This is a genomic window from Streptomyces sp. NPDC093546 (assembly GCF_044765045.1).
Taxonomy (GTDB): domain Bacteria; phylum Actinomycetota; class Actinomycetes; order Streptomycetales; family Streptomycetaceae; genus Streptomyces.
In genome coordinates, this window is the sequence record NZ_JBIWJG010000004.1 from 494,684 (window position 1) to 515,995 (window position 21,312).

General features: G+C 72.1%; 23 protein-coding genes. 18 read left to right on the forward strand and 5 right to left on the reverse strand.

All coding sequences use genetic code 11. The annotated features are described in order from the left end of the window. Positions 1-56: 56 nt before the first annotated feature. From sufD to ACIRNI_RS11920, 8 genes are all read left to right on the forward strand, one after another. A complete protein-coding gene (sufD, locus tag ACIRNI_RS11885; RefSeq protein WP_403550609.1) occupies positions 57-1,238 on the forward strand; it encodes a Fe-S cluster assembly protein SufD in 1,182 nt (393 codons plus the stop codon). Then, complete coding sequence (locus ACIRNI_RS11890; RefSeq protein ID WP_355360183.1) at positions 1,238-1,555, forward strand: non-heme iron oxygenase ferredoxin subunit; 318 nt, start codon at positions 1,238-1,240, stop codon at positions 1,553-1,555. The genes sufD and ACIRNI_RS11890 overlap by 1 nt, the downstream gene beginning before the upstream one ends. Before the next feature lie 7 nt (positions 1,556-1,562). Continuing rightward, positions 1,563-2,327: a Fe-S cluster assembly ATPase SufC gene (gene sufC / locus ACIRNI_RS11895; protein ID WP_403550611.1), complete on the forward strand. Its 765-nt coding sequence runs from the start codon at positions 1,563-1,565 to the stop codon at positions 2,325-2,327. Further along, positions 2,324-3,580: a cysteine desulfurase gene (locus ACIRNI_RS11900; protein WP_403550613.1), complete on the forward strand. Its 1,257-nt coding sequence runs from the start codon at positions 2,324-2,326 to the stop codon at positions 3,578-3,580. The genes sufC and ACIRNI_RS11900 overlap by 4 nt, the downstream gene beginning before the upstream one ends. 8 nt (positions 3,581-3,588) lie before the next feature. Continuing rightward, the gene (sufU, locus tag ACIRNI_RS11905) at positions 3,589-4,053 is read left to right on the forward strand and encodes a Fe-S cluster assembly sulfur transfer protein SufU (protein ID WP_356642822.1); all 465 of its coding nucleotides are present in this window, start codon (positions 3,589-3,591) and stop codon (positions 4,051-4,053) included. Between the two features lie 74 nt (positions 4,054-4,127). After that, entirely contained in the window at positions 4,128-4,442 is a 315-nt protein-coding gene (locus ACIRNI_RS11910) for a metal-sulfur cluster assembly factor (RefSeq protein WP_403550869.1), read from the forward strand. A 122-nt stretch (positions 4,443-4,564) separates the two neighbouring features. Next, positions 4,565-5,557, forward strand: a complete 993-nt coding sequence (dapD, locus tag ACIRNI_RS11915) for a 2,3,4,5-tetrahydropyridine-2,6-dicarboxylate N-succinyltransferase (protein ID WP_361414855.1) — start codon at positions 4,565-4,567, stop codon at positions 5,555-5,557. Between the two features lie 122 nt (positions 5,558-5,679). Beyond that, positions 5,680-5,889 carry a hypothetical protein gene (locus ACIRNI_RS11920; protein WP_355360198.1) on the forward strand — a complete coding sequence of 70 codons (210 nt, stop codon included), beginning with the start codon at positions 5,680-5,682 and terminating at the stop codon, positions 5,887-5,889. Here ACIRNI_RS11920 and dapA read toward each other — a convergent pair. Continuing rightward, complete coding sequence (gene dapA / locus ACIRNI_RS11925; protein ID WP_403550614.1) at positions 5,814-6,782, reverse strand: 4-hydroxy-tetrahydrodipicolinate synthase; 969 nt, start codon at positions 6,780-6,782, stop codon at positions 5,814-5,816. The two genes, ACIRNI_RS11920 and dapA, sit on opposite strands and share 76 nt — an antisense overlap. A 146-nt stretch (positions 6,783-6,928) precedes the next feature. On the opposite strand from dapA, the gene ACIRNI_RS11930 reads away from it, so the two are divergent. The 4 genes from ACIRNI_RS11930 (at position 6,929) to ACIRNI_RS11945 (ending at position 8,724) form a co-directional block, all read left to right on the forward strand. Next, on the forward strand, positions 6,929-7,318 hold the full coding sequence (locus ACIRNI_RS11930; protein WP_403550616.1) for a phage holin family protein: 390 nt from the start codon (positions 6,929-6,931) through the stop codon (positions 7,316-7,318). Beyond that, complete coding sequence (locus tag ACIRNI_RS11935; RefSeq protein WP_403550618.1) at positions 7,315-7,572, forward strand: DUF3618 domain-containing protein; 258 nt, start codon at positions 7,315-7,317, stop codon at positions 7,570-7,572. The genes ACIRNI_RS11930 and ACIRNI_RS11935 overlap by 4 nt, the downstream gene beginning before the upstream one ends. An 8-nt stretch (positions 7,573-7,580) precedes the next feature. Next, positions 7,581-7,895, forward strand: coding sequence for a DUF4235 domain-containing protein (locus ACIRNI_RS11940; RefSeq protein ID WP_403550620.1), 315 nt, complete (start codon positions 7,581-7,583; stop codon positions 7,893-7,895). A 103-nt stretch (positions 7,896-7,998) separates the two neighbouring features. Beyond that, positions 7,999-8,724 carry an antibiotic biosynthesis monooxygenase gene (locus ACIRNI_RS11945; protein WP_403550622.1) on the forward strand — a complete coding sequence of 242 codons (726 nt, stop codon included), beginning with the start codon at positions 7,999-8,001 and terminating at the stop codon, positions 8,722-8,724. 9 nt (positions 8,725-8,733) lie between these two features. Here ACIRNI_RS11945 and ACIRNI_RS11950 read toward each other — a convergent pair whose 3' ends face one another. Next, the gene (locus ACIRNI_RS11950) at positions 8,734-10,584 is read right to left on the reverse strand and encodes an endonuclease/exonuclease/phosphatase family protein (protein ID WP_403550624.1); all 1,851 of its coding nucleotides are present in this window, start codon (positions 10,582-10,584) and stop codon (positions 8,734-8,736) included. A 204-nt stretch (positions 10,585-10,788) separates the two neighbouring features. Here ACIRNI_RS11950 and ACIRNI_RS11955 point away from each other — a divergent pair, with 204 nt between their 5' ends. Then, positions 10,789-12,249, forward strand: a complete 1,461-nt coding sequence (locus tag ACIRNI_RS11955) for a hypothetical protein (protein WP_403550626.1) — start codon at positions 10,789-10,791, stop codon at positions 12,247-12,249. Between the two features lie 143 nt (positions 12,250-12,392). Here ACIRNI_RS11955 and ACIRNI_RS11960 read toward each other — a convergent pair whose 3' ends face one another. The 3 genes from ACIRNI_RS11960 to ACIRNI_RS11970 form a co-directional block, all read right to left on the reverse strand. Further along, positions 12,393-13,160: an SDR family NAD(P)-dependent oxidoreductase gene (locus ACIRNI_RS11960; RefSeq protein ID WP_403550628.1), complete on the reverse strand. Its 768-nt coding sequence runs from the start codon at positions 13,158-13,160 to the stop codon at positions 12,393-12,395. Positions 13,161-13,210: 50 nt separating this feature from the next. Continuing rightward, a complete protein-coding gene (locus ACIRNI_RS11965) occupies positions 13,211-14,407 on the reverse strand; it encodes a TerD family protein (protein WP_403550630.1) in 1,197 nt (398 codons plus the stop codon). A 71-nt stretch (positions 14,408-14,478) separates the two neighbouring features. Next, positions 14,479-15,288 carry an NAD-dependent epimerase/dehydratase family protein gene (locus ACIRNI_RS11970; RefSeq protein ID WP_403550632.1) on the reverse strand — a complete coding sequence of 270 codons (810 nt, stop codon included), beginning with the start codon at positions 15,286-15,288 and terminating at the stop codon, positions 14,479-14,481. Positions 15,289-15,569: 281 nt separating this feature from the next. Here ACIRNI_RS11970 and ACIRNI_RS11975 point away from each other — a divergent pair, with 281 nt between their 5' ends. The 5 genes from ACIRNI_RS11975 (at position 15,570) to araD (ending at position 21,229) form a co-directional block, all read left to right on the forward strand. Next, the gene (locus ACIRNI_RS11975; protein ID WP_403550633.1) at positions 15,570-16,547 is read left to right on the forward strand and encodes a 5-dehydro-4-deoxyglucarate dehydratase; all 978 of its coding nucleotides are present in this window, start codon (positions 15,570-15,572) and stop codon (positions 16,545-16,547) included. Further along, a complete protein-coding gene (locus ACIRNI_RS11980) occupies positions 16,544-17,722 on the forward strand; it encodes a hypothetical protein (RefSeq protein WP_403550635.1) in 1,179 nt (392 codons plus the stop codon). The genes ACIRNI_RS11975 and ACIRNI_RS11980 overlap by 4 nt, the downstream gene beginning before the upstream one ends. A 173-nt stretch (positions 17,723-17,895) precedes the next feature. Then, on the forward strand, positions 17,896-18,534 hold the full coding sequence (locus ACIRNI_RS11985; RefSeq protein ID WP_403550636.1) for a GntR family transcriptional regulator: 639 nt from the start codon (positions 17,896-17,898) through the stop codon (positions 18,532-18,534). A gap of 62 nt (positions 18,535-18,596) precedes the next feature. Beyond that, positions 18,597-19,499 (forward strand): dihydrodipicolinate synthase family protein, encoded by a 903-nt coding sequence (locus ACIRNI_RS11990; protein ID WP_403550638.1) that lies wholly within the window; start codon positions 18,597-18,599, stop codon positions 19,497-19,499. Continuing rightward, a complete protein-coding gene (gene araD, locus ACIRNI_RS11995) occupies positions 19,496-21,229 on the forward strand; it encodes an L-arabinonate dehydratase (protein ID WP_403550640.1) in 1,734 nt (577 codons plus the stop codon). The genes ACIRNI_RS11990 and araD overlap by 4 nt, the downstream gene beginning before the upstream one ends. The last annotated feature ends 83 nt before the right edge of the window (positions 21,230-21,312 follow it).

The following is a 21,312-nucleotide window of genomic DNA, read 5'->3' on the forward strand; positions in this document are numbered from 1 at the left end:
CGCCGCCCCCGCCGTCCGTACCAGTCTTTACGTAGGAAGAGAGCAACACGACAGCCATGGCTGAGGCCCAGAACATCCCGGCGGGCTCCACCACCGCCGGCTCCATCGCGGTGGCCGCCGAGTCCACCGTCGCCACCCGCATGAGCGCGCCCCCGTCCTTCGACGTCGCGGACTTCCCCGTCCCGCACGGCCGCGAGGAGGAGTGGCGGTTCACGCCGCTGGAGCGGCTGCGCGGCCTGCACGACGGCACCGCGGTCGCCACCGGCGACGGCGTACGCGTCGAGGTGGAGGCGCCCGAGGGTGTCACCGTCGAGACCGTCGGCCGCGACGACGCGCGGCTCGGCAAGGCCGGTACCCCGGTGGACCGGGTCGCCGCCCAGGCGTACTCCGCCTTCGAGAAGGCCTCGGTCGTCACCGTGCCCAAGGAGACCGTGCTCACCGAGCCGGTCCGGATCTCCGTGCACGGCCAGGGCGGCACCGCCTTCGGCCACCAGGTCATCGAGGTCGGCGCCTTCGCCGAGGCCGTCGTGGTCATCGACCACACCGGTGACGCGGTGCTCGCCGCCAACGTCGACTACCTCCTCGGCGACGGCGCCAAGCTCACCGTCGTCTCCATCCAGGACTGGGACGAGAAGGCCGTCCACGTCGGCCAGCACAACGCGCTGGTCGGGCGGGACGCCTCCTTCAAGTCGGTCGTCGTCACCTTCGGCGGTGACCTGGTCCGCCTGCACCCGCGCGTGAAGTACGCCGCGACCGGCGGCGAGGCGGAGCTGTTCGGCCTGTACTTCACCGAGGCGGGCCAGCACCAGGAGCACCGCCTCCTGGTCGACCACAACACCCCGCACTGCAAGTCCAACGTGGCCTACAAGGGCGCGCTGCAGGGCGAGAACGCGCACGCCGTGTGGATCGGCGACGTCCTCATCCAGGCCGCGGCCGAGGGCACCGACACGTACGAGATGAACCGCAACCTGGTTCTGACGGACGGCGCCCGCGTCGACTCCGTGCCGAACCTGGAGATCGAGACCGGCGAGATCGCCGGCGCCGGTCACGCCTCCGCCACCGGCCGCTTCGACGACGAGCAGCTCTTCTACCTGATGGCCCGCGGTATCCCGGAGATCGAGGCCCGCCGCCTCGTCGTCCGCGGCTTCTTCGCGGAGCTCGTCCAGCAGATCGGCCTGCCGGACGTCGAGGAGCGTCTCATCGCCAAGATCGAGGCCGAGCTGGAGGCGTCGCTCTGATGCCCTTCGTCCGCGCCTGTGGCCTGAGCGAGCTGGAGGAGGACACCCCGAAGAGGGTGGAGATCGACGGCACGCCGGTCTCCGTCGTCCACACCGAGGGGGAGGTGTTCGCGATCCACGACATCTGCTCGCACGCGAACGTCTCGCTCTCGGAGGGCGAGGTGGAGGACTGCCAGATCGAGTGCTGGCTGCACGGCTCCGCCTTCGACCTCCGCACCGGCAAGCCGTCCGGCCTTCCCGCGACGCGCCCCGTCCCCGTATACCCCGTAAAGATCGAAGGGGACGATGTGCTCGTCTCCGTCACCCAGGAGTCCTGAGTCACCCATGGCAACGCTTGAAATCCGCGACCTGCACGTCTCCGTCGAGGCCGACAACGCCACGAAGGAGATCCTCAAGGGCGTCGACCTGACCGTGAAGCAGGGCGAGACCCACGCCATCATGGGCCCCAACGGCTCCGGCAAGTCGACGCTCGCGTACTCGCTGGCGGGTCACCCCAAGTACACGATCACCGGCGGCACCGTCACCCTCGACGGCGAGGACGTCCTGGAGATGTCCGTCGACGAGCGCGCCCGCGCGGGCCTCTTCCTCGCCATGCAGTACCCGGTCGAGGTCCCGGGTGTCTCGGTGAGCAACTTCCTGCGCACCTCCGCCACCGCCGTCCGCGGCGAGGCCCCCAAGCTCCGCACCTGGGTGAAGGAGGTCAAGGAGGCCATGCAGCGCCTCAACATGGACCCCGCCTTCGCCGAGCGCAACGTCAACGAGGGCTTCTCCGGCGGTGAGAAGAAGCGCCACGAGATCCTCCAGCTGGAGCTCCTCAGGCCCAAGATCGCGATTCTCGACGAGACCGACTCCGGCCTCGACGTCGACGCCCTGCGCATCGTCTCCGAGGGCGTCAACCGCGTCCGCGAGACCGGCGAGGTCGGCACGCTGCTGATCACGCACTACACGCGCATCCTGCGCTACATCAAGCCGGACCACGTCCACGTCTTCGCCGGCGGCAAGATCGTCGAGTCGGGCGGCTCCGAGCTGGCCGACAAGCTCGAGGCCGAGGGCTACGAGTCGTACACGAAGGGTGGCGCATCCGCGTGACACAGCTGCCGGGCCTTCTCGACACCGAGGCGATCCGCAAGGACTTCCCGATCCTCGACCGGGTGCTCCACGACGGCAAGAAGCTCGTGTACCTGGACAACGCGGCGACCTCGCAGACGCCGCGCCAGGTCATCGACGTGCTGAGTGAGTACTACGAACAGCACAACGCCAACGTGCACCGCGGCGTGCATGTGCTGGCCGAGGAGGCCACGGCGCTGTACGAGGGCGCGCGCGACAAGGTCGCCGCCTTCATCAACGCGCCGAGCCGCAACGAGGTGATCTTCACCAAGAACGCCTCGGAGTCGCTCAACCTCGTGGCGAACATGCTGGGCTGGGCCGACGAGCCCTACCGGGTCGACCACGAGACCGAGATCGTCATCACGGAGATGGAGCACCACTCCAACATCGTTCCGTGGCAGCTGCTCGCGCAGCGCACCGGCGCGAAGCTGAAGTGGTTCGGGCTGACCGACGACGGCCGGCTCGACCTGTCGAACATCGAAGAGATCATCACCGAGAAGACGAAGATCGTCTCCTTCACGCTGGTCTCCAACATCATGGGAACCGTCAACCCGGTCGAGGCGATCGTGCGCCGCGCCCAGGACGTCGGCGCCCTGGTGCTGATCGACGCCTCGCAGGCCGCCCCGCACATGCCGCTGGACGTGCAGGCGCTCCAGGCCGACTTCGTGGCCTTCACCGGCCACAAGATGTGCGGCCCGACGGGCATCGGCGTGCTGTGGGGCCGCCAGGAGCTGCTGGAGGACCTCCCGCCGTTCCTCGGTGGCGGCGAGATGATCGAGACGGTCTCCATGAGCTCGTCGACGTACGCCCCCGCCCCGCACAAGTTCGAGGCCGGTACGCCCCCGATCGCGCAGGCCGTCGGCCTCGGCGCGGCCGTGGACTACCTCTCCTCGATCGGCATGGACAAGATCGCCGCGCATGAGCACGCGATCACGGAGTACGCCATCCAGCGCCTCCGGGAGGTCCCGGACCTGCGGATCATCGGCCCGGTGACGGCCGAGGACCGCGGCGCGGCGATCTCCTTCACGCTCGGCGACATCCACCCCCACGACGTGGGTCAGGTCCTCGACGAGCAGGGCATCGCCGTCCGTGTCGGGCACCACTGCGCCCGCCCGGTCTGCCTGCGGTACGGAATTCCTGCGACCACGCGGGCGTCGTTCTATCTGTACTCCACGCCGGCCGAGGTGGACGCCCTCGTGGCGGGCCTGGAGCACGTCCGGAACTTCTTCGGCTAGGAGCGGGTGTGAAGCTGGATTCGATGTACCAGGACGTCATCCTGGACCACTACAAGAACCCGCACGGCCGGGGCTTGCGGGACGGCGACGCCGAGGTGCACCACGTCAACCCGACGTGCGGTGACGAGATCACGCTGCGCGTGAAGTACGACGGCACGCGGATCGCGGACGTCTCGTACGAGGGCCAGGGCTGCTCCATCAGCCAGGCGTCGGCCTCCGTACTGAATGAACTCCTCGTCGGCAAGGAACTCGCCGAGGCGCAGCAGATCCAGGGCACCTTCCTGGAGCTGATGCAGTCCAAGGGCAGGATCGAGCCGGACGACGCCATGGAGGAGGTGCTGGAGGACGCGGTCGCGTTCGCCGGCGTCTCCAAGTACCCGGCCCGGGTGAAGTGCGCCCTGCTGAGCTGGATGGCCTGGAAGGACGCGACGGCCCAGGTGATGGGTGAGGGCGCGGAGAGGAAGACCGCATGACCGAGAACCAGACGGCCGAGACCGTGGAAGCAGCCGAGGCGGCCGAGGCGGTCGCGACGGCCGACGCGGCCCCGATGAAGCCGGCGACCGAGGAAGAGATCCGCGAGGCGCTGTACGACGTCGTCGACCCCGAGCTGGGCATCGACGTCGTCAACCTCGGCCTCATCTACGGCATCCACATCGACGACTCCAACATCGCGACCCTCGACATGACGCTGACGTCGGCGGCCTGCCCGCTGACGGACGTGATCGAGGACCAGGCGAAGTCGGCGACGGACGGCATTGTCCGCGAGCTGAAGATCAACTGGGTCTGGATGCCGCCGTGGGGCCCGGACAAGATCACGGACGACGGGCGGGAGCAGCTGCGCGCTCTCGGCTTCAACGTCTGAGCCGAGCCCCTTCGCGACCTGTTACGGCCGTGCCCTCCGGTTCGTTTCCGGAGGGCACGGCCGTTTCTCCGTACAGTGAGACCGGTTCGCCTGAGCGGGGGACCGGCGGTTAGGTTTCCTGCATGACTTCTGCACCGTCTGCACCTCGCACCACCGGCGCCGTCGCCGCCGGCCTCGCCACCATCGCCGGCGACGGCACCGTTCTCGACACCTGGTTCCCCGCGCCCGAGCTCACCGAGGCCGCCGGGCCGGCCGGGACCGAGCGGCTCACCTCCGACCAGGCCGTCAACCTCCTCGGAGAAGGCGCCGCCAAGGCCATCGGCGTCGACGCCCGCCGGGGCGTCGAGGTCGTCGCCGTACGCACCGTCATCAGCTCCCTCGACGAGAAGCCGCTCGACGCGCACGACGTCTACCTGCGGCTGCACCTGCTCAGCCACCGGCTGGTCAAGCCGCACGGGCAGAACCTCGACGGCATCTTCGCGCACCTCGCCAACGTGGCCTGGACGAGCCTCGGCCCCGTCGCCGTCGACGACGTCGAGAAGGTCCGGCTGAACGCCCGCGCCGAGGGCCTGCACCTCCAGGTCACCAGCATCGACAAGTTCCCGCGCATGACGGACTACGTCGTCCCCACGGGCGTCCGCATCGCCGACGCCGACCGCGTCCGCCTCGGCGCGCACCTCGGCTCCGGCACCACCGTCATGCACGAGGGCTTCGTCAACTTCAACGCCGGCACCCTCGGCACCTCCATGGTCGAGGGCCGCATCTCCGCGGGTGTCGTCATCGGCGACGGCTCCGACATCGGCGGCGGCGCCTCCACCATGGGCACCCTCTCCGGCGGCGGCAACGTCATCATCTCCATCGGCGAGCGCTGCCTCGTCGGCGCGGAGGCGGGCGTCGGCATCGCGCTCGGCGACGAGTGCGTCGTCGAGGCGGGCCTGTACGTCACGGCGGGCACGCGCGTGACCATGCCCGACGGCCAGATCGTCAAGGCCCGCGAGCTCTCCGGGGCCTCGAACATCCTCTTCCGCCGCAACTCGGTCACCGGCACCGTTGAGGCCCGCCCGAACAACGCGGTGTGGGGCGGCCTCAACGACATCCTGCACAGCCACAACTGAGCCGCCGGCCAGGGCCGCTGATTCGGGTGACTTCGCACGACCTCGCGTGACCTTTCCGTCCGTAGGACGGATAAACAGGTCGGCGCGTATCACACGAATGGGCAAGGCGAGGGACGGCTGATATGAAGACCGGCAGGCTGATCGTTCCCGGAGTGCTCGCGCTGGCGGCCGTGTTCTGGTCCGGCGCGGCCGCTCAGGCCGATGAGAGTCACAGCGGGTCCGACAACGGGCACCGCATCACCCTGCTGTCGATCGGTCAGATCGACGACCCGATGGAGGACGTGCTGGAGCACGTCTCGATCCTCGGGAGCAATCGGGTGACCGGCTCCTGAGCCGGTTGCCGGAGCAGTTCCTCGTACGCCGCACGCAGCCCGTCGACCGCCCGCCGGTCGGCGGGCTGCAGTGGTTCCCGCACCGGGCCGGCGGAGAGGAGGGCCTTGGCCGTCACCGCGCCCGGCAGGCCCGACGCCATCATCCGTTCCGTCAGCGGCAGCAGGCGCTGGTGGAGACGGGCCGCCAGGGCCGTGTCGCCCGCGTCGAAGGCGTCCAACACCGCACGGGTGGGGCCCGGAGCCACGTTCGCGACCGTGCTGATGAAACCCGCGCCGCCGATCGCGTACAGCGGGAGGTTCAGCTCCTCGCAGCCCGAGTAGTACGCCAGTGACGTGCGCGCCATGACCTTGGCCGAGCCCAGCAGGTCGTAGGCGCAGTCCTTCACCGCCACGATCCGCGGATGGTCCGCGAGCCGCAGGACCGTCTCGGGCTCGATGCGGACGCCCGTGCGGCCCGGGATGTCGTACAGCGCCAGCGGCAGGCCCGTCGCGTCCGCCACCCGCCGGACGTGCGCCTCGATCGCCGCCTGCGGCGGGCGGCTGTAGTACGGCGGGACCACGAGGAGGCCGTCGGCGCCCGCCGCCTCCGCCTGGCGGGCCAGCTCGACGGTGTGGCGGGTGTCCGCCGTGCCGACCCCGGCCACCAGGGCCGTGCGCGTACCGACGGCGTCGCGGACCGCCCGTACCAGCGCGGCCTTCTCGGCGTCGCTCGTCGTCGGGGATTCACCGGTCGTGCCGTTCAGGACGAGTCCGTCGCAGCCCTCGGCGACCAGGTGCGCCGCCAGCTCCTGCGCCCGGTCCAGGTCCAGCTGCTCGCCGGAAGCGGTGAAGGGCGTGACCATCGCGCACTGCGCGCGGCCGAAGGGCGGGGCGTCGGGGGTGGTGGGGATCATGCACGCAGTGTGACCGGTAGCGAATGTGAAGGTCTACTTAGATTTGCTTACCCCCAAAGGGAAGCAGTGCTGAACGGTCGTAGGGGAGTTCCGAGCGCCGACGATCGGGTACTCGATCCTCCCCGTACGAGATGGGAGGCGTTGCCATGGCCGGAGAACCGTCGGTCGGCGAGCTGGTGAAGCAGGCGTCGGAGCAGCTCACGGACCTGGTCAGGACCGAGATGCGCACCGCGCAGGCCGAGATGATGCAGAAGGGCAAACGCGCCGGCAAGGGCGGCGGCATGCTCGGAGCCGCGGCGGCGGTCGGGTACGTCGGGCTGATCGGGGTGTGGGCCACCGTGGCCGCGCTGCTGAACCTGGCCCTCGACGTATGGGCCTCGGTGCTCATCGCGACCGGAGTGTTCCTGGTGCTCGCCGGCATTCTGGCCCTCCTCGGCCGCAAGCAGCTGAAGGCCGCGGTGCCGCCCAAGCCCGAGCGGGCGATCGACGGGATGCGTTCGGACGTCCACGAGATCAAGGAGAGGGTCCACCGATGACACGGGAGACGCGGAAGGCGCCCGGACCTGACGAGCTGCGGCGCGAAGCGGCGCGCAAGCGGCAGGAGCTGGGAGAGACGATCGACCAGCTGATGGCCAGGACCGACGTGAAGGCGCGCGCCGCCCACCTGGTGCACGACAAGACCCCCGAGCCCGTGCGCAACCACCCGCGTCCGGTTCTCGCGGCCGTCGCCGCCATGGTGGTCGCGGGGGTCGTGCTCTGGCAGCTGCGGCGCAGCGGTAAGTGGGGGTGAGCCTGCGGATGGCCGACAAGGAAGACAAGCAGAAGAAGCAGAAGAAGCAGCACAAGAAGAAGAGGAAGCAGAAACTCCTCTACCGGCCCGTCGGCATCCTCCTCGGCATGGCGAGCGGTGCCATCGCGAGCACCCTCTTCTCACGGGCCTGGGCGGCGGTCGGAAACGGTGACGCCCCGGACGCCATGGACGAGGAGCGCCAGTGGAAGGAGATCCTGCTGGCGGCCGCGATCGAGGGCGCCATCTTCGCCGTCGTCAAGGCGGCCGTGGACCGCTCCGGCGCCGTCGGGGTCCGGCGGCTGACCGGTACCTGGCCGGGGTGAGAATCCGTCAGCGCCGGCTGTTGACCTCAAGCGTGCTTGACGTTTGATCATGGGGTTTCGGCCGCACCGAACGGGGGCGGCAGTGAACCGAGAGGCAACAGCCATGGCGCGTACGACGCTCGCGATGTTCGGCACCGACGCCCGTCCCGCCCTCACCCGGCCCGGCGTCGGTGCCGTCATGGTCAGCACCTGGCGCGTCGGGACGCCCGAGCGGCAGCGCGCTGCCGTGGAGGCCCTCGCCAGGACGTGGCAGAGCCGCGACTGGCCGTTCGAGGGCCTCCTCTCGTACACCGTGTACACCGGGGAGGACGGCGACACCCTCCTCCACTACTCCCAGTGGCGCGACGAGGAGGCGTACCGCGAGTTCGTCGCCCGCCACCGCGACGATCGCAACGGCGAGATCGACGCCGCCGTGCCCGGCATCGAGCGCGTGGAGCTCCGTTCGTACGAGCTCTACCGCACGTCCGGGCCGGCGGGGGGCGAGAGCCGCGTGCCGGGATGCGTCGTCATCGTCGACGTCGAGTTCGAGGGCGCGGACGCCGCGCGGCAGCGGGACTGGGTCGACGGGGTGTTCGAGGCGCTGGAGACCGACCCGCGCCCGCACCCCGGCGGTATCTCCGCGCACTTCCACATCAGCCTCGACGGCACTCGCGTCCTCAACTACGCCGAGTGGGACAGCGCCCAGGCCCACATCAACGCGCTCGCCGGCCCCGGGAACGGGGTGGGGTCGCTCACCCCCCAGTGGGCCAAGGTGCAGTCCTACCCCGGTTTCGTCGGGAGCGTGGTCAAGCGGTACGCGCCCGCGCTGAGTCTCAGCCCGGGCGCGTGACCGAGGGCCTTACGGGCGGAAGCGCAGCACCTGCGGGTCGTGGTCGCTGTTCTGCTCCGCGAACTCGGCGTTGATGTGCACGCTGTCGTACGCGAAGTGCCGGATCGACGGGCTGGTCAGGATCTGGTCCAGCACCTGGCTGTTGCCCTGGAAGACGTACGAGTAGCGCTCGCTGCGCGGCAGGGACATCACCGCCGGGTACAGCGCGCCGCCGTCCGTCAGGGCCTTCGTCGTCGCCGAGAACTCGAAGTCGTTGATGTCGCCGAGGACGACGACGTCGGCGGTGCGCTGCGCCTTCAGGATGTCCTTCACGAAGGCGTTGACCGACTGGGCCTGCTGGAGGCGCTTCGTCTCGGAGGAACGGTTCGGCGGCTGGTGGTGCGAGACCAGCGACTCGTCGCCACCCTTCGAGCCGAAGTGGTTCGCGATCACGAAGACCGTCCGGCCCCGGAAGGTGAACTCGCCCGCCAGCGGCTTGCGGCTGTTGTCCCAGGCGGGGTTCGCCGGGTCGATCCGGCCGGGGGAGTGCGTCAGCGCCGCGCGGCCCTTCTCCCGGACGACCCCGGTCGCCGTCGCCGCGTCGCCGCCCGCGCGGTCGGTGAAGGACACGCGCTCGGGGTTGAAGAGGAACACCTGCCGGATGTTGCCCCCCGGCTGGCCGCCGTCCTTGTTGTTGGCGGGGTCGATGGTGCGCCACTCGTACGCCGGGCCGCCGGCCGAGACGATCGCGTCCGTGAACTTCTTCAGCGTCTGGTCGGCGGCGACCGTGCCGTCGTTCTTCGGGCCGTTGTTGTCCTGGATCTCCTCCAGCGCCAGGATGTCGGGCGAGGCGAGGTTCTCCACGACCGCCTTCGCCAGCGCGTCGAACTTCTCCTGCGGGTCGCCCGGGTCGAGGTTCTCGACGTTGTACGTGGCCACCGCCAGCTCACTGCGGTGCTGCCGCTCGGTGACCTCGCGTTCCAGGCCCCGGTCGGCGAGCGTGCCGAGGGTGCGGGCGGTGAGGGTGTAGCCGCCGTACTGGTTGAAGTCCAGCGGGCCCTCGGTCGTGCCGGTCAGCCAGTCGCCGACGTTCGCCTTGGGGAACGGCTGCTGGGCGAGCGGGGCCAGCGACTGGATCTTCAGACGGCCGGTGTTCTGGGAGGTGTACGAGCCGTAGACCGCGCCGCCGCGGGCGCTCGGGTTCTCGTGCGGCTTCACCGTCACCCACAACTCGGCGTGCTCGTTGCTGGCGGTGACGACCCGGGAGGAGCCGATGCGGACGTTCGTGCCCTCCAGCGACTCGAAGTAGTCCAGGGCGTACGAACCCGGGCGCAGCGGCAGGCCGTTGATGGAGCCGCCGGCCGCCGGGTCGCCCTCGGGCGCGTACACCGACGGCACGGAGTGCGCGGAGAGGGTGGTGGGCGCGGGGAGCGGGTTCCCGGAGGAGACCACCGTGACGGTGGGCTTGCTGATCTGGGTGAGGGACTGGTTGCCGGAGGACGTGCCGCCCGGGACGTACTCGGTGACCGTGCCCGAGACCGTCACCGCGTCGCCGACGGCGACGGTGGGGGTGGAGCCGGTGTAGACGAACAGGCCCTCGCTGGTGGCGGGGTCGGCGTCGGGCTGGGTGTCCTGGATCCAGAAGCCCTTGGAGCCGTACGTGCGGACACCGGTGACGACACCGGGGACGGCGGTGACCTGGCGGCCGGCGAGGGGGGATATGCGGGTGGAGCCCTGGATGTCGTGCACGCGTATCGCCTCGGCGGCCGTTTCGCTGCCCGACGCGGACGCGGACGGGGACGCGGCGAGCAGGCCCGCGGCGAGCGCGGCGGCGACGACGGCCGAGACGGCGGCGGTTCTCGGCAGGGGAGAAGGACGCATGAAGAGGCTCCGATGGTGGTGGGAGGTGGGGGTGTGATCCGGGTAAGAGATCTACGCGCGTCAATGTCTTGTGTGTGCGGGGCAGTTGTCAAGGGTTGGCGGGTGTACGGGGGTTGACCGGTACATGAACCACCGGACATGCACCCAAATGCGTCTACGCTGGGGGCCGCCTGGACCCTTCCGCGCCCCGAGGAGAGACCCCTGATGTCGTCAGACCGCCCCACCCTGCCGCCGGTGCGGCTGCCCTCGGACGCGGAGCTGGCGCGCGACGCGCTCGCCGCCCCGCTGCTGGCCCGGGCCGTCCGGCTCGCCCGCTGGGCGGGGCCCGGGACGCGGGTCGGCGCCGGGGGCGAACTCGTCGACGAGCTGCTGCCGGCCGCCGCCGAGGTGCTCGGGCTGCCCGCGGACGAGGACGGCGCGGCGTACGCCAGCGAGGCGTGGCGGGTCGCCGTCGACACCGGGCTGGTGGAGGTCGAGGACCCGGAGGAGGAGGGCGAGGGAACCGTCGCGGCGGGGGAGAACCTGCCGCTGATCACCGGCGGTTCGCCGCAGGACGTGCTGGCGCTGTGGCTGGACGGCCTGGAGACGGTGTTCGCGGACGCGACCGCGCCGCTGCTCGACGACCTCGCGGACGTCATCGGCGAGGACGGCCGGATCGACCTGGAGGCGCTGGACTGGGACCCGGAGGGGGAGGCCGAGTTCCTCGACGGGGTCCTCGGCAACCTGTACCTGCTGACCGTCTCGGAGAGCGGCGCGGGGGAGACGGGCCGGGCGCCGGGACCGGTGCCGCTGCCCGCGCTCGCCGCGTCGATGATCCTTCCGGACGACATGGGGGAGCCGACCGACGACATCCTGGAGCAGGTGTCGGAGGCGATGATGCGGCTGGACGACCAGTTCCGGGTGCTGGAGCCGATCGGGCTCGTGGAGTACACGCCCGTCGACGAGGCGCTGATGGCGGAGGCGGGCGACGCCGAGCCGGTCGCGGTCGGCGACGACGAGGACGTGTCGCGGTACGGGATGGTGCGGCTCACGCCGCTGGGCCTGTACGGCATCCGGGCGCGCATGCTGGACGCCGGTGTGGCCGCGCCGGCGGTCGGCGACCTCGCGGACAAGGGTGCGGAGGTGCTGCTGGCGGGCGTCGCGCACTTCCCCGAGGGGGCCGCGCGGGCCGAGACGCGGGAGTGGCTGGCCCGGCGGGAGCCGGTGGCCGCGGCGCGCGAGCTGCTCGCCGCCGCGAAGGGCACGGACGCGGGCTCCCCCCTGCGGCGGCTCCACTGCCAGCAGGCGCTCACCCTGGCGGGCCCGGAGGCGGAGCCGGCGGTACGGGAGGTGCTGGACGACCCGGAGCTGGGCGGTCTCGCGCGGGTGTGGCTCGCGGAGCGGGGCGCGGCGGACGTGCCCGCGCCGCCGGAGTCGATGATCTTCTGGCTGGCCATCGACACGATCGCGGCGCAGCTGGACGCGCAGGGCGAACTGGAGGAGCTCCAGGACCTGGTGGAGGGCCTGACGGGCCAGCACAGCGGCTTCTTCGACACCGCCTGGCGCGTCGAGCACCCGGCGACGCCGGAGGTGCTGGAGGCGATGGGCCGCCTGCACCGCGACAAGCGGGTGGCGAAGGCGGCCCGGAAGGCCGCGTTCAAGGCGCGGTCGCGCGGGGGCGCGTGAGCCGCGGGGGCTCGCGTTGCCGCGGGGCCTGTGCCCTGTGCCCCTGGGGAGGGGGCTCGGCGCGGGCCCCGCGGGCGGCGGCTTCCGGCTTTCGGCCGTCCTGCCGGTCGGCCACCAGCCCGCGGCGTACCGCCCGGCCCGACTCAGCCGCGCAGGTGCGAGGCGCCGTTGAGGTCCAGGATCGTGCCGGAGGACCACTCGGCCTCCGGTGAGGCCAGCCACCGGACCGCCGCCGCGATCTCCTCCGCCGTACCGACCCGGCCGAAGGGGCTCTGCGCCCGGATCGCCTCGCCCTCCGGGCCCGTCAGCCGGTCCGCGACGCGCTCGGTGGCGAAGAAGCCGGGTGCGACGGAGGCGACCGCGATGCCGTACGGCGCCAGGGAGACCGCCAGCGACTGGCCCAGGGCGTGGACGGCGGCCTTGGTGGCGCCGTAGGCCGGGTGGTCCGGTTCGCCGCGGAAGGCGCCGCGGGAGCCGATGTTCACGATGCGGCCGCCCGTGCCCTGGTCGATCATGCGGCGCGCGGCGAGGTGGCTCAGGTTCGCCGTGGCGAGCAGGTTGACGGAGACGTGCTGCTGCCAGAGCGCCACCCACGCGTCGTACGGCGTCTCGGCGAGGGGGTGGCGGATGTTGACCGCCGCGTTGTTGACCAGGACGTCCAGGCCGCCGAGCGCGTCCGCCGCGGCGTCCGCGACGCGGGCCGCCTGCGCCGGGTCGGAGAGGTCGCCGGGGGCGAGGGCGTGGCCCGTGCCCGGGAGGGACTCCAGGGTGCGCCGCGCCTCCTCGCCTCGGGCGTTGTAGTGGACCGCGACCCGGTCGCCGTTGGCCGCGAAGGCCAGGGCGACGGCGCGGCCCAGACCTCGCGAGGCGCCGCTGACCAGGACGCGGCGCCCGGTGGCGGGGAACGCCACGGGGGGAGAGGGGGCCGCGCCGTCCGCCGGGGGTATCAGGGGCGCGGGTGTCACAGCGCCTGCGCCGCAGGCTTCACCATGCCGCGGACCGTGCGCGACTTGACGAACTCGCCCATCGCGGTCATCTCCCACTCGCCCGAGAACTGCTTGATGAGCTTCGCCATCATCACGCCGGTCTGCGGCTCGGCGGTGGTGAGGTCGAAGCGGACCAGCTCCTCGCCGGTGGCCGCGTCCATCAGCCGGCAGTAGGCCTTGGCGACCTCGGTGAACTTCTGCCCGGAGAAGGAGTTGACGGTGAAGACCAGGCCCGTCGCGTCGGCCGGCAGCCGGCCCAGGTCGACCGTGATCACCTCGTCGTCGCCGGCGCCCTCGCCGGTGAGGTTGTCGCCGGAGTGCTTGACGGCGCCGCCCAGGATGGACAGCTTGCCGAAGTAGCAGCTGTCCAGGTGGTTGCGCTGCGGGCCGTACGCGATGACGGAGGCGTCGAGGTCGATGTCCTTGCCGCGGTACGCGGGCTCCCAGCCGAGGCCCATCTTGACCTGGGAGAGCAGCGGGCGGCCGCCCTTGACGAGGGAGACGGTCTGGTTCTTCTGGAGGTTGACGCGGCCCTTGTCGAGGTTGATCTTCCCGGTGGAGGCGGGGGCGGCCGGCGGCGTGGCGGGCGCGGCGGGGGCCGGCGCCGGGGTCACGGGCGCCGCCGCCACCGGTGCCGGGGCGGGCGCCGGGGCCGCCGCCGCGGCCGGCTCCTCCTCCACCGACACGCCGAAGTCGGTCGCGATCCCCGCCAGCCCGTCGGCGTACCCCTGGCCGACCGCGCGGGCCTTCCAGGCGCCGCCCCGGCGGTACACCTCCACCACGACCAGCGCCGCCTCGGCGCCCAGCCGCGGCGGGGTGAAGGTGGCGAGGACGGCGCCGCCGTCGGCGTCGCGGATGGTCGCGGTCGGCTCGATGCCCTGGAAGGTCTGCCCCGCCGCGTCCGGGCTGGCGGTGACGACGATCTTCTCGATGGCCGGCGGCACGGCGGCGGTGTCCACGATCACCGCGTCCGGGGCGGTGCCGCCGCCGGACCGGTAGGTGACACCGGGGCCGGAGGGCTGGTTGTAGAAGATGAAGTCGTCGTCGGAGCGCACCTTGCCTTCGGCGGTGAGCAGCAGGCCCGATACGTCGAGCCGCACGGGCGCGGAGACGTCCACCGCCACCCGGGTGACGGCGAGGGGGATGTTCGAGCCGGGGGTCATAGCTGTCATGCCAGGCGTAACGACCGGGACCGCTTTGCCGTTCCCTTACCTGCGCTCTCTTGGGCCACTCCGGTTACGGCTCAGTGCGGCCACTGCGGCGGGTTGGTGGCGAAGTGGCCGCCCAGGACCCGGTGCTCCGGGTTGGCGTCGTCCAGCTCGCCGTGCTCGGCGACGAGCTTCGGGGCGTACTGCTCCGAGTCGTCCTCGGGCTCGTAGCCGAGTGCCCGCGCCGAGGACAGGTCCCACCACAGGCGCGTGTTGGCGGACGATCCGTACACCACGGTGTGGTGTACGTCCTCGGCGGTGAGGGCCGCGTGGAAGAGTCGGGCTCCGTCGCCCGGGCTCAGCCAGACGGACAGCATCCGTACGGAGGTGGGCTCCATGAAGCAGGAGCCGATCCGTACGGAGACGGTTTCGATGCCGTGCAGGTCCCAGTAGAGCTGGGCCAGGTCCTCGCCGAAGCACTTGGACAGGCCGTAGAGGGTGTCCGGGCGGTGCGGGGTGTCCACCGGGATCAGCGGGTCCGATCCGTGCGGGCGCGGGGTGAAGCCGACGGCGTGGTTGCTGGAGGCGAAGACGATCCGCCGTACGCCCGCCTCGCGGGCCGCCTCGTAGAGGTTGTAGGTGCCTTGGATGTTGGCGCGCAGGATCTTCTCGAAGGGGGCCTCCAGGGAGATGCCCGCCAGGTGGACGATCGCGTCCACGCCCCGGACCGCCTCGCGCAGGGCGTCCTTGTCGGCCAGGTCCGCGGTGATGGCGTCCGGCTCGCCGTCGATGGGCGTCACGTCGAGGAGCCGGAGGTCGTAGCCGTACGCGGGCAGCAGGCCCCGCATCAGGGTGCCGACGCCGCCGGCGGCGCCGGTGAGCAGGACGGTGCGGGGAGCGGGCATGGGCGGATCTCCTCGGTAGGGCCGACGGCTCGACGGCACAGGTCGACGCCTCAGCTCAACGACGTAGACGGCATTCACAAGCGTGGACACGCTAGAGAGCGGGCGCGAACAGCGTCAAGGGGGGACGAGTACCCGCTCAACTCCACGCCATGGTCGCGGTTTTCGGCCAGGTGGCGCCTTGACCGGCCCAAGACGGCTGCCCTAGCGTGGCGGTGTTCAGAAATATAAACATCGGTCAGAATCGTGCACGAGTGTGTGCGACGGCTGTTCAGGGAGCGCCCGTGACCTCTGCCCCGTCCCCCGGTCGAGCACCGCTCGCCGGCCGAGTCCCACTCGCCGGCCGACTCGACGGTCTGCTGTTCTTCCCCGTCACCGCGTACGGGCCGGACGGCGCGCTCGACCTCGACGCGTTCCGCGCGCACGTGCGCGGCGGCATCGAGGCGGGCGCCGCCGCCGTCTTCGCCTGCTGCGGCACGGGGGAGTTCCACGCCCTCACGCCCGAGGAGTTCCGCGCCTGCGTCGCCGCCGCCGTCGAGGAGGCGGCCGGGCGGGTGCCCGTCGTCGCCGGCACCGGATACGGCACCGCGCTCGCCGTCCGGTACGCGCGCCTCGCCGAGGAGGCGGGTGCGGACGGACTCCTCGCCATGCCGCCCTACCTCGTCGTGGCCGACCAGGCGGGCCTGCTGCGCCACTACACCGCGCTGGCCGGGGCGACCTCCCTCGACGTCATCGTCTACCAGCGCGACAACGCCGTCCTCACCCCGGCCACGGCCGTCGCACTCGCCCGCGTCGACGGCGTCATCGGCCTCAAGGACGGGTACGGCGACCTCGACCTGATGCAGCGCGTCGTCAGCGCCGTACGCGCCGAAGGGCTCGACCTGCTGTACTTCAACGGCCTGCCCACCGCCGAACTGACCGCGCCCGCCTACCGGGGCATCGGCGTCACGCTCTACTCCTCCGCCGTCTTCTGCTTCGCGCCCGACATCGCCCTCGCCTTCCACCGGGCGCTGCGGGACGGCGACGACGCGACCACCGACCGGCTCATCGACGGCTTCTACCGGCCGCTGGTCGAACTGCGCGCCCAGGGCCGCGGTTACGCCGTCTCCCTCGTCAAGGCGGGGGTGCGGCTCGCCGGCCTGGACGTCGGCGAGGTCCGCCCGCCGCTCAGCGAGCCCGCACCCGCCCACATCGAGGAGCTCGCCCGGCTCGTCGAGCGCGGCCGCGCCCTGCTGACCCCCGGCCCGGGAGGGGAGCGGTGAAGGCCTCCGCCTTCCTCTACCCCTGGGACGTCATCGGCGACCCGGACGCCCCTGCCCGCATCGCCGACCTCGGCGTCCGGCAGGTCACGCTCGCCTCCGCGTACCACTCCACCCGCGCCCTGACCCCGCTCCACCCGCGGCACCGCGTCGTCACCGCCGCGTACGCCGCCGTCCTCTACCCGCCGGACCCCGGCCGCTGGGACCGCCACCCGCTGCGGCCGTACGCGGCCGGGGACTGGGCGCCCGGCGACGCGTACGGCCAGGCCGCCGAGGCCCTGGCGGACGCCGGGCTCGACGTGCACAGCTGGGTCGTCCTCGCGCACAGCTCCCGCCTCGGCGCCGAGCACCCGGACACCTCGGTGGTCAACGCGTACGGCGACCGCTACCCCTGGGCGCCGTGCATCGCCCGGCCCGGCGTACGGGCCTACCTCGTCGAGCTCGCCGCCGAAGCGGCGGTACGCCCCGGGGCGCGCGGCACCGAGCTGGAGTCGTGCGGCTGGTACGGCATGGCCCACCTGCACGCCCACGACAAGACCGGCGGCGTCGCCCTCGGGGACGCCGCGCAGTACCTGATGTCGCTGTGCTTCTGCGACACCTGCCGCGCCGGGTACGCCGGGGAGGGCCTGGACCCGGACGAGCTCGGCGCCGCCGTGCGCCGCGCCCTGGAGCCGGTGTGGGCTTCCGGTGGTTCCGCCGGCGCCGGATGGGCGGCCGTCGGGAAGCTGCTGGGCGCGGGGTTCGCCGACGCCACCCTCGCCTGGCGCACCCGCGCCGCCCGCGCCCTCCAGGAGGCGTGCGTCGCGGCGGTCCGGGCGGCCGCGCCGCCGGGCTTCCGGGTCCTGCTGCACGCCGACCCCTCCCCGTACCGCACCGGCGCCAACGCGGGCGTAGACCCCGCGCACATCCTGTCCGTCGCGGACGGCGTCGTCCTGCCCTGCACGGGCGGCGGCGCGGAGTCGGTGCTCCCGCCGTTCGCCGGGTACGCGCGCGGCGACACCGTCCTGGCGGCGAACTTCACGGTGGTCTCCGGCATGGGCGGCTCCCCGGCCACCCTCGCCGCCGACGCCCGCCGCGCCCGCACCCTCGGCGCCACCGACCTGCGCCTCTACCACGCGGGGCTGGCCTCGGCCCCGGACCTGGCGGCGGTGAAGGAAGCGCTGCGGGCCCTGCGCTGACGCCCGGCGCCCAACGCCCGTGCGGACGCGCGCCGTTACGGCCCGGCCGATCCGGCCGGGCCTTTTTCGTCCGAAGCGTTGACGTGCCCCTGTCGCCGCCCTACCTTCAACCCGTCGTACTTCGTACGTCATATATGAGACGCGATACGCGAGATATGAGAGCAGCCGCCCGTATGGCCTTCGCCGCCCCCACCCCGATACCGTCCCGCACCCAGTACGTCCTGGAGGCGATCAAGCACGCGATCCTCACCGGGCGGTTCGCCCCCGGCAAAGCGCTGGTGGAGACCGAACTGGCCGCGCAGTACGGGGTGTCCAAGACGCCGGTGCGCGAGGCGCTGAAGACGCTCGCCGGGACCGGGCTCGTCGTCATGAGCCAGTACAAGGGCGCCACCGTCCGCACCGTCGACGCCGCGATGGCGCGCGAGGTCTACGACGTACGGCTCCTCCTGGAGCCCGAGGCGCTGCGGCGCACCATCGGGCGGGGGGCGTCCCTGGAGGTCGCCGGGCAGGCGCTGGTCGACGCGGACAACGCCGCCGACCAGGCCGAACGGTCCCTCGCCAACCGGGAGTTCCACCGCGCCCTGTACACGCACTGCGGCAACCCGCTGCTGGCGCGGATGCTCGACGAGGTGCGCGACCAGGCCGCGCTCGTGTCGACCGTCGCCTGGAGCGCCGAGCCGTCCTGGCAGCGCGAGGCCGACGAGCACCGCCGGATCCTGAGCCTGGCCGTCGCCGGGGACGCCGAGGGCGCCGCGCGGGCGCTGCACCAGCACATCGCCTCGTTCGTCGAGCGTGCCTTCCCCCACTCGTGAACTCCCCACTCGTGGACTCTCCGCTCGTGAACCCTCCCGAGAAGACAGACAAGGACAGCCGCATGGACCACGCATCACCGAGGGCGGCGCTCGCGGACGTCGTCGCGATCCCCGTAACCCCCTTCGGCCCCGACGGCGGCGTCGACCGGGACGCGTACCGCGCCCTGCTGCGCAGGCTGCTCGACAGCGGCGTACGCACCCTCACCCCCAACGGCAACACCGGGGAGTTCTACGCCCTCACCCCCGACGAGCGGCGCCTGGTGACCGAGCTGACCGTGGCGGACGCGGGCGACCGCGCCACCGTCCTCGTCGGCGTCGGGCACGACCTGCCCACCGCCGTCGCCGCCGCCCGGCACGCCCGCGACGCCGGCGCCGGCATGGTGATGGTGCACCAGCCCGTCCACCCGTACGTCTCGCGCGACGGGTGGATCGACTACCACCGCGAGATCGCCGACGCCGTCCCCGAGCTCGGCGTCGTGCTGTACGTCCGCAACCCCCTCCTCGACGGCGCCGCCATCGCCCGCCTCGGCGAGCTGTGCCCGAACGTCATCGGCGTCAAGTACGCCGTCCCCGACGCCGCCCGCTTCGGCGCCGTCGCCCGCGACGCCGGGCTGGAGCGGTTCGTGTGGATCGCCGGCCTCGCCGAGCTGTACGCGCCCCCCTATTGGGCCATGGGCGCCACCGGCTTCACCTCCGGGCTCGTCAACGTCGCCCCGGCCGTCTCCCTCGCCATGCGCGACGCCCTGCGCGGGGGCGACTACGCGGCCGCCGCCGAGGTGTGGGAGCGGATCCGCCCCTTCGAGGAGCTGCGCGCCGCCGACCAGTCCGCCAACAACGTCACCGTCGTCAAGGAGGCCCTGGAGGTGCTCGGGCTGTGCCGCCGCGACGTGCGCCCGCCGAGCCGCCCGCTGCCCGAGGCGCGCCGTGCCGAGATCGCCGACATCGTCAAGGGCTGGGAGATATGAACCGGCCGACAACCTCGAACCCCGGACAGCTTCGCAGCCACCAGTGGTACGGCACGGACGGGCTGCGCTCCTTCAGCCACCGCGCCCGCACCCGCCAGCTCGGCTACCTCCCCGAGGAGCACCTCGGCAAGCCGGTCATCGCGATCCTCAACACCTGGTCCGACATCAACCCCTGCCACGTCCACCTCCGCGACCGAGCCCAGGCCGTGAAGCGGGGCGTGTGGCAGGCCGGGGGCTTCCCGCTCGAATTCCCGGTCTCCACGCTCTCCGAGACCTTCCAGAAGCCCACCCCCATGCTCTACCGCAATCTCCTCGCCATGGAGACGGAGGAGCTACTGCGCTCCTACCCGGTGGACGGGGCCGTGCTGATGGGCGGCTGCGACAAGTCGACGCCCGCGCTGCTCATGGGCGCCGCCTCCGCCGACCTGCCCGCCGTCTTCGTACCGGCCGGGCCGATGCTGCCGGGCCACTGGCGCGGCGAGGTCCTCGGCTCCGGCACGGACATGTGGAAGTACTGGGACGACAAGCGCGCCGGGCTCATCGGCGACTGCGAGATGGCCGAGCTGGAGAACGGCCTGGCCCGCTCGCCCGGCCACTGCATGACCATGGGCACCGCCTCCACCCTGACGGCCGCCGCCGAGGCGCTCGGCGTGACGATGCCGGGAGCCTCCTCCGTCCCGGCCGTCGACTCCGGGCACGACCGGATGGCCGCCGCCTCCGGGATGCGGATCGTCGAGCTCGTCCGCCGGGACCTGCGGCTGTCGCGGATCCTGACCCGGGAGGCGTACGAGGACGCCGTGACGACCGTCCTCGGGCTCGGCGGCTCCACCAACGCCGTCATCCACCTGATCGCCATGGCGGGCCGCTCCGGGGTCGCGCTCACCCTCGACGACTTCGACCGGATCGCCCGCACCGTACCGGTGCTGGCCAACCTCCGCCCCGGCGGGCGCCACCTCATGGAGGACTTCCACTTCGCCGGCGGCCTGCCCGGCTTCCTCTCCCGCATCACCGACCTGCTCCACCTGGACCGGCCCACCGTCGCCCACGACTCGCTGCGCGAACAGCTCGACGGCGCGCTCGTCCACGACGACGACGTCATCCGGCCGCGCGGCAACCCGCTCGCGAGCGAGGGCGGGGTGGCCGTCCTGCGCGGCAACCTCTGCCCCGACGGCGCCGTCATCAAGCACATCGCCGCCGAGCCGCACCTGCTCAAGCACACCGGCCCCGCCGTCGTCTTCGACGACTACCGCACCCTGCAGCGCACCATCAACGACCCGGCCCTCGGCATCACCGCCGACCACGTGCTGGTGCTGCGCAACGCCGGACCCAAGGGCGGCCCCGGCATGCCCGAGTACGGCATGCTCCCGATCCCGGACTACCTGCTCAAGCAGGGGGTGCGGGACATGGTGCGGATCTCCGACGCCCGGATGAGCGGCACCAGTTACGGCGCGTGCGTGCTGCACATCGCGCCCGAGTCGTACGTCGGCGGGCCGCTCGCCCTCGTCCGCACCGGCGACCTCATCACCCTCGACGTCGAGGCGCGCACCCTCCACCTGGACGTGGACGACGAGGAGCTGGCGCGCCGCAGGGCCGCCTGGACGCCGCCGCCGGTCCGGTACGAACGCGGCTACGGCGCCCTGTACAGCGAGCACATCACCCAGGCCGACACCGGCTGCGACTTCGCGTTCCTCGCCCGGAGCGGTGAGGTGCCGGACCCCTACGCGGGCTGAACCGACCCGTACCCGGAGATCCGTACATCCGAGATACCGAACGGCATCCGGAAAGCGCTTCCCCATGCTCGATGAACGGAGAC

Excerpts from the sequence above, each read along its gene's own strand:
- sufD (WP_403550609.1), top strand. The coding sequence starts at position 57 with ATGGCTGAGGCCCAGAACATCCCGGCGGGCTCCACCACCGCCGGCTCC.
- ACIRNI_RS11890 (WP_355360183.1), top strand. The coding sequence starts at position 1,238 with ATGCCCTTCGTCCGCGCCTGTGGCCTGAGCGAGCTGGAGGAGGACACC.
- sufC (WP_403550611.1), top strand. The coding sequence starts at position 1,563 with ATGGCAACGCTTGAAATCCGCGACCTGCACGTCTCCGTCGAGGCCGAC.
- ACIRNI_RS11910 (WP_403550869.1), top strand. The coding sequence starts at position 4,128 with ATGAAGCCGGCGACCGAGGAAGAGATCCGCGAGGCGCTGTACGACGTC.
- dapD (WP_361414855.1), top strand. The coding sequence starts at position 4,565 with ATGACTTCTGCACCGTCTGCACCTCGCACCACCGGCGCCGTCGCCGCC.
- ACIRNI_RS11920 (WP_355360198.1), top strand. The coding sequence starts at position 5,680 with ATGAAGACCGGCAGGCTGATCGTTCCCGGAGTGCTCGCGCTGGCGGCC.
- dapA (WP_403550614.1), bottom strand. The coding sequence starts at position 6,782 with ATGATCCCCACCACCCCCGACGCCCCGCCCTTCGGCCGCGCGCAGTGC.
- ACIRNI_RS11930 (WP_403550616.1), top strand. The coding sequence starts at position 6,929 with ATGGCCGGAGAACCGTCGGTCGGCGAGCTGGTGAAGCAGGCGTCGGAG.
- ACIRNI_RS11935 (WP_403550618.1), top strand. The coding sequence starts at position 7,315 with ATGACACGGGAGACGCGGAAGGCGCCCGGACCTGACGAGCTGCGGCGC.
- ACIRNI_RS11940 (WP_403550620.1), top strand. The coding sequence starts at position 7,581 with ATGGCCGACAAGGAAGACAAGCAGAAGAAGCAGAAGAAGCAGCACAAG.
- ACIRNI_RS11945 (WP_403550622.1), top strand. The coding sequence starts at position 7,999 with ATGGCGCGTACGACGCTCGCGATGTTCGGCACCGACGCCCGTCCCGCC.
- ACIRNI_RS11950 (WP_403550624.1), bottom strand. The coding sequence starts at position 10,584 with ATGCGTCCTTCTCCCCTGCCGAGAACCGCCGCCGTCTCGGCCGTCGTC.
- ACIRNI_RS11955 (WP_403550626.1), top strand. The coding sequence starts at position 10,789 with ATGTCGTCAGACCGCCCCACCCTGCCGCCGGTGCGGCTGCCCTCGGAC.
- ACIRNI_RS11965 (WP_403550630.1), bottom strand. The coding sequence starts at position 14,407 with ATGACAGCTATGACCCCCGGCTCGAACATCCCCCTCGCCGTCACCCGG.
- ACIRNI_RS11970 (WP_403550632.1), bottom strand. The coding sequence starts at position 15,288 with ATGCCCGCTCCCCGCACCGTCCTGCTCACCGGCGCCGCCGGCGGCGTC.
- ACIRNI_RS11985 (WP_403550636.1), top strand. The coding sequence starts at position 17,896 with ATGGCCTTCGCCGCCCCCACCCCGATACCGTCCCGCACCCAGTACGTC.
- ACIRNI_RS11990 (WP_403550638.1), top strand. The coding sequence starts at position 18,597 with ATGGACCACGCATCACCGAGGGCGGCGCTCGCGGACGTCGTCGCGATC.
- araD (WP_403550640.1), top strand. The coding sequence starts at position 19,496 with ATGAACCGGCCGACAACCTCGAACCCCGGACAGCTTCGCAGCCACCAG.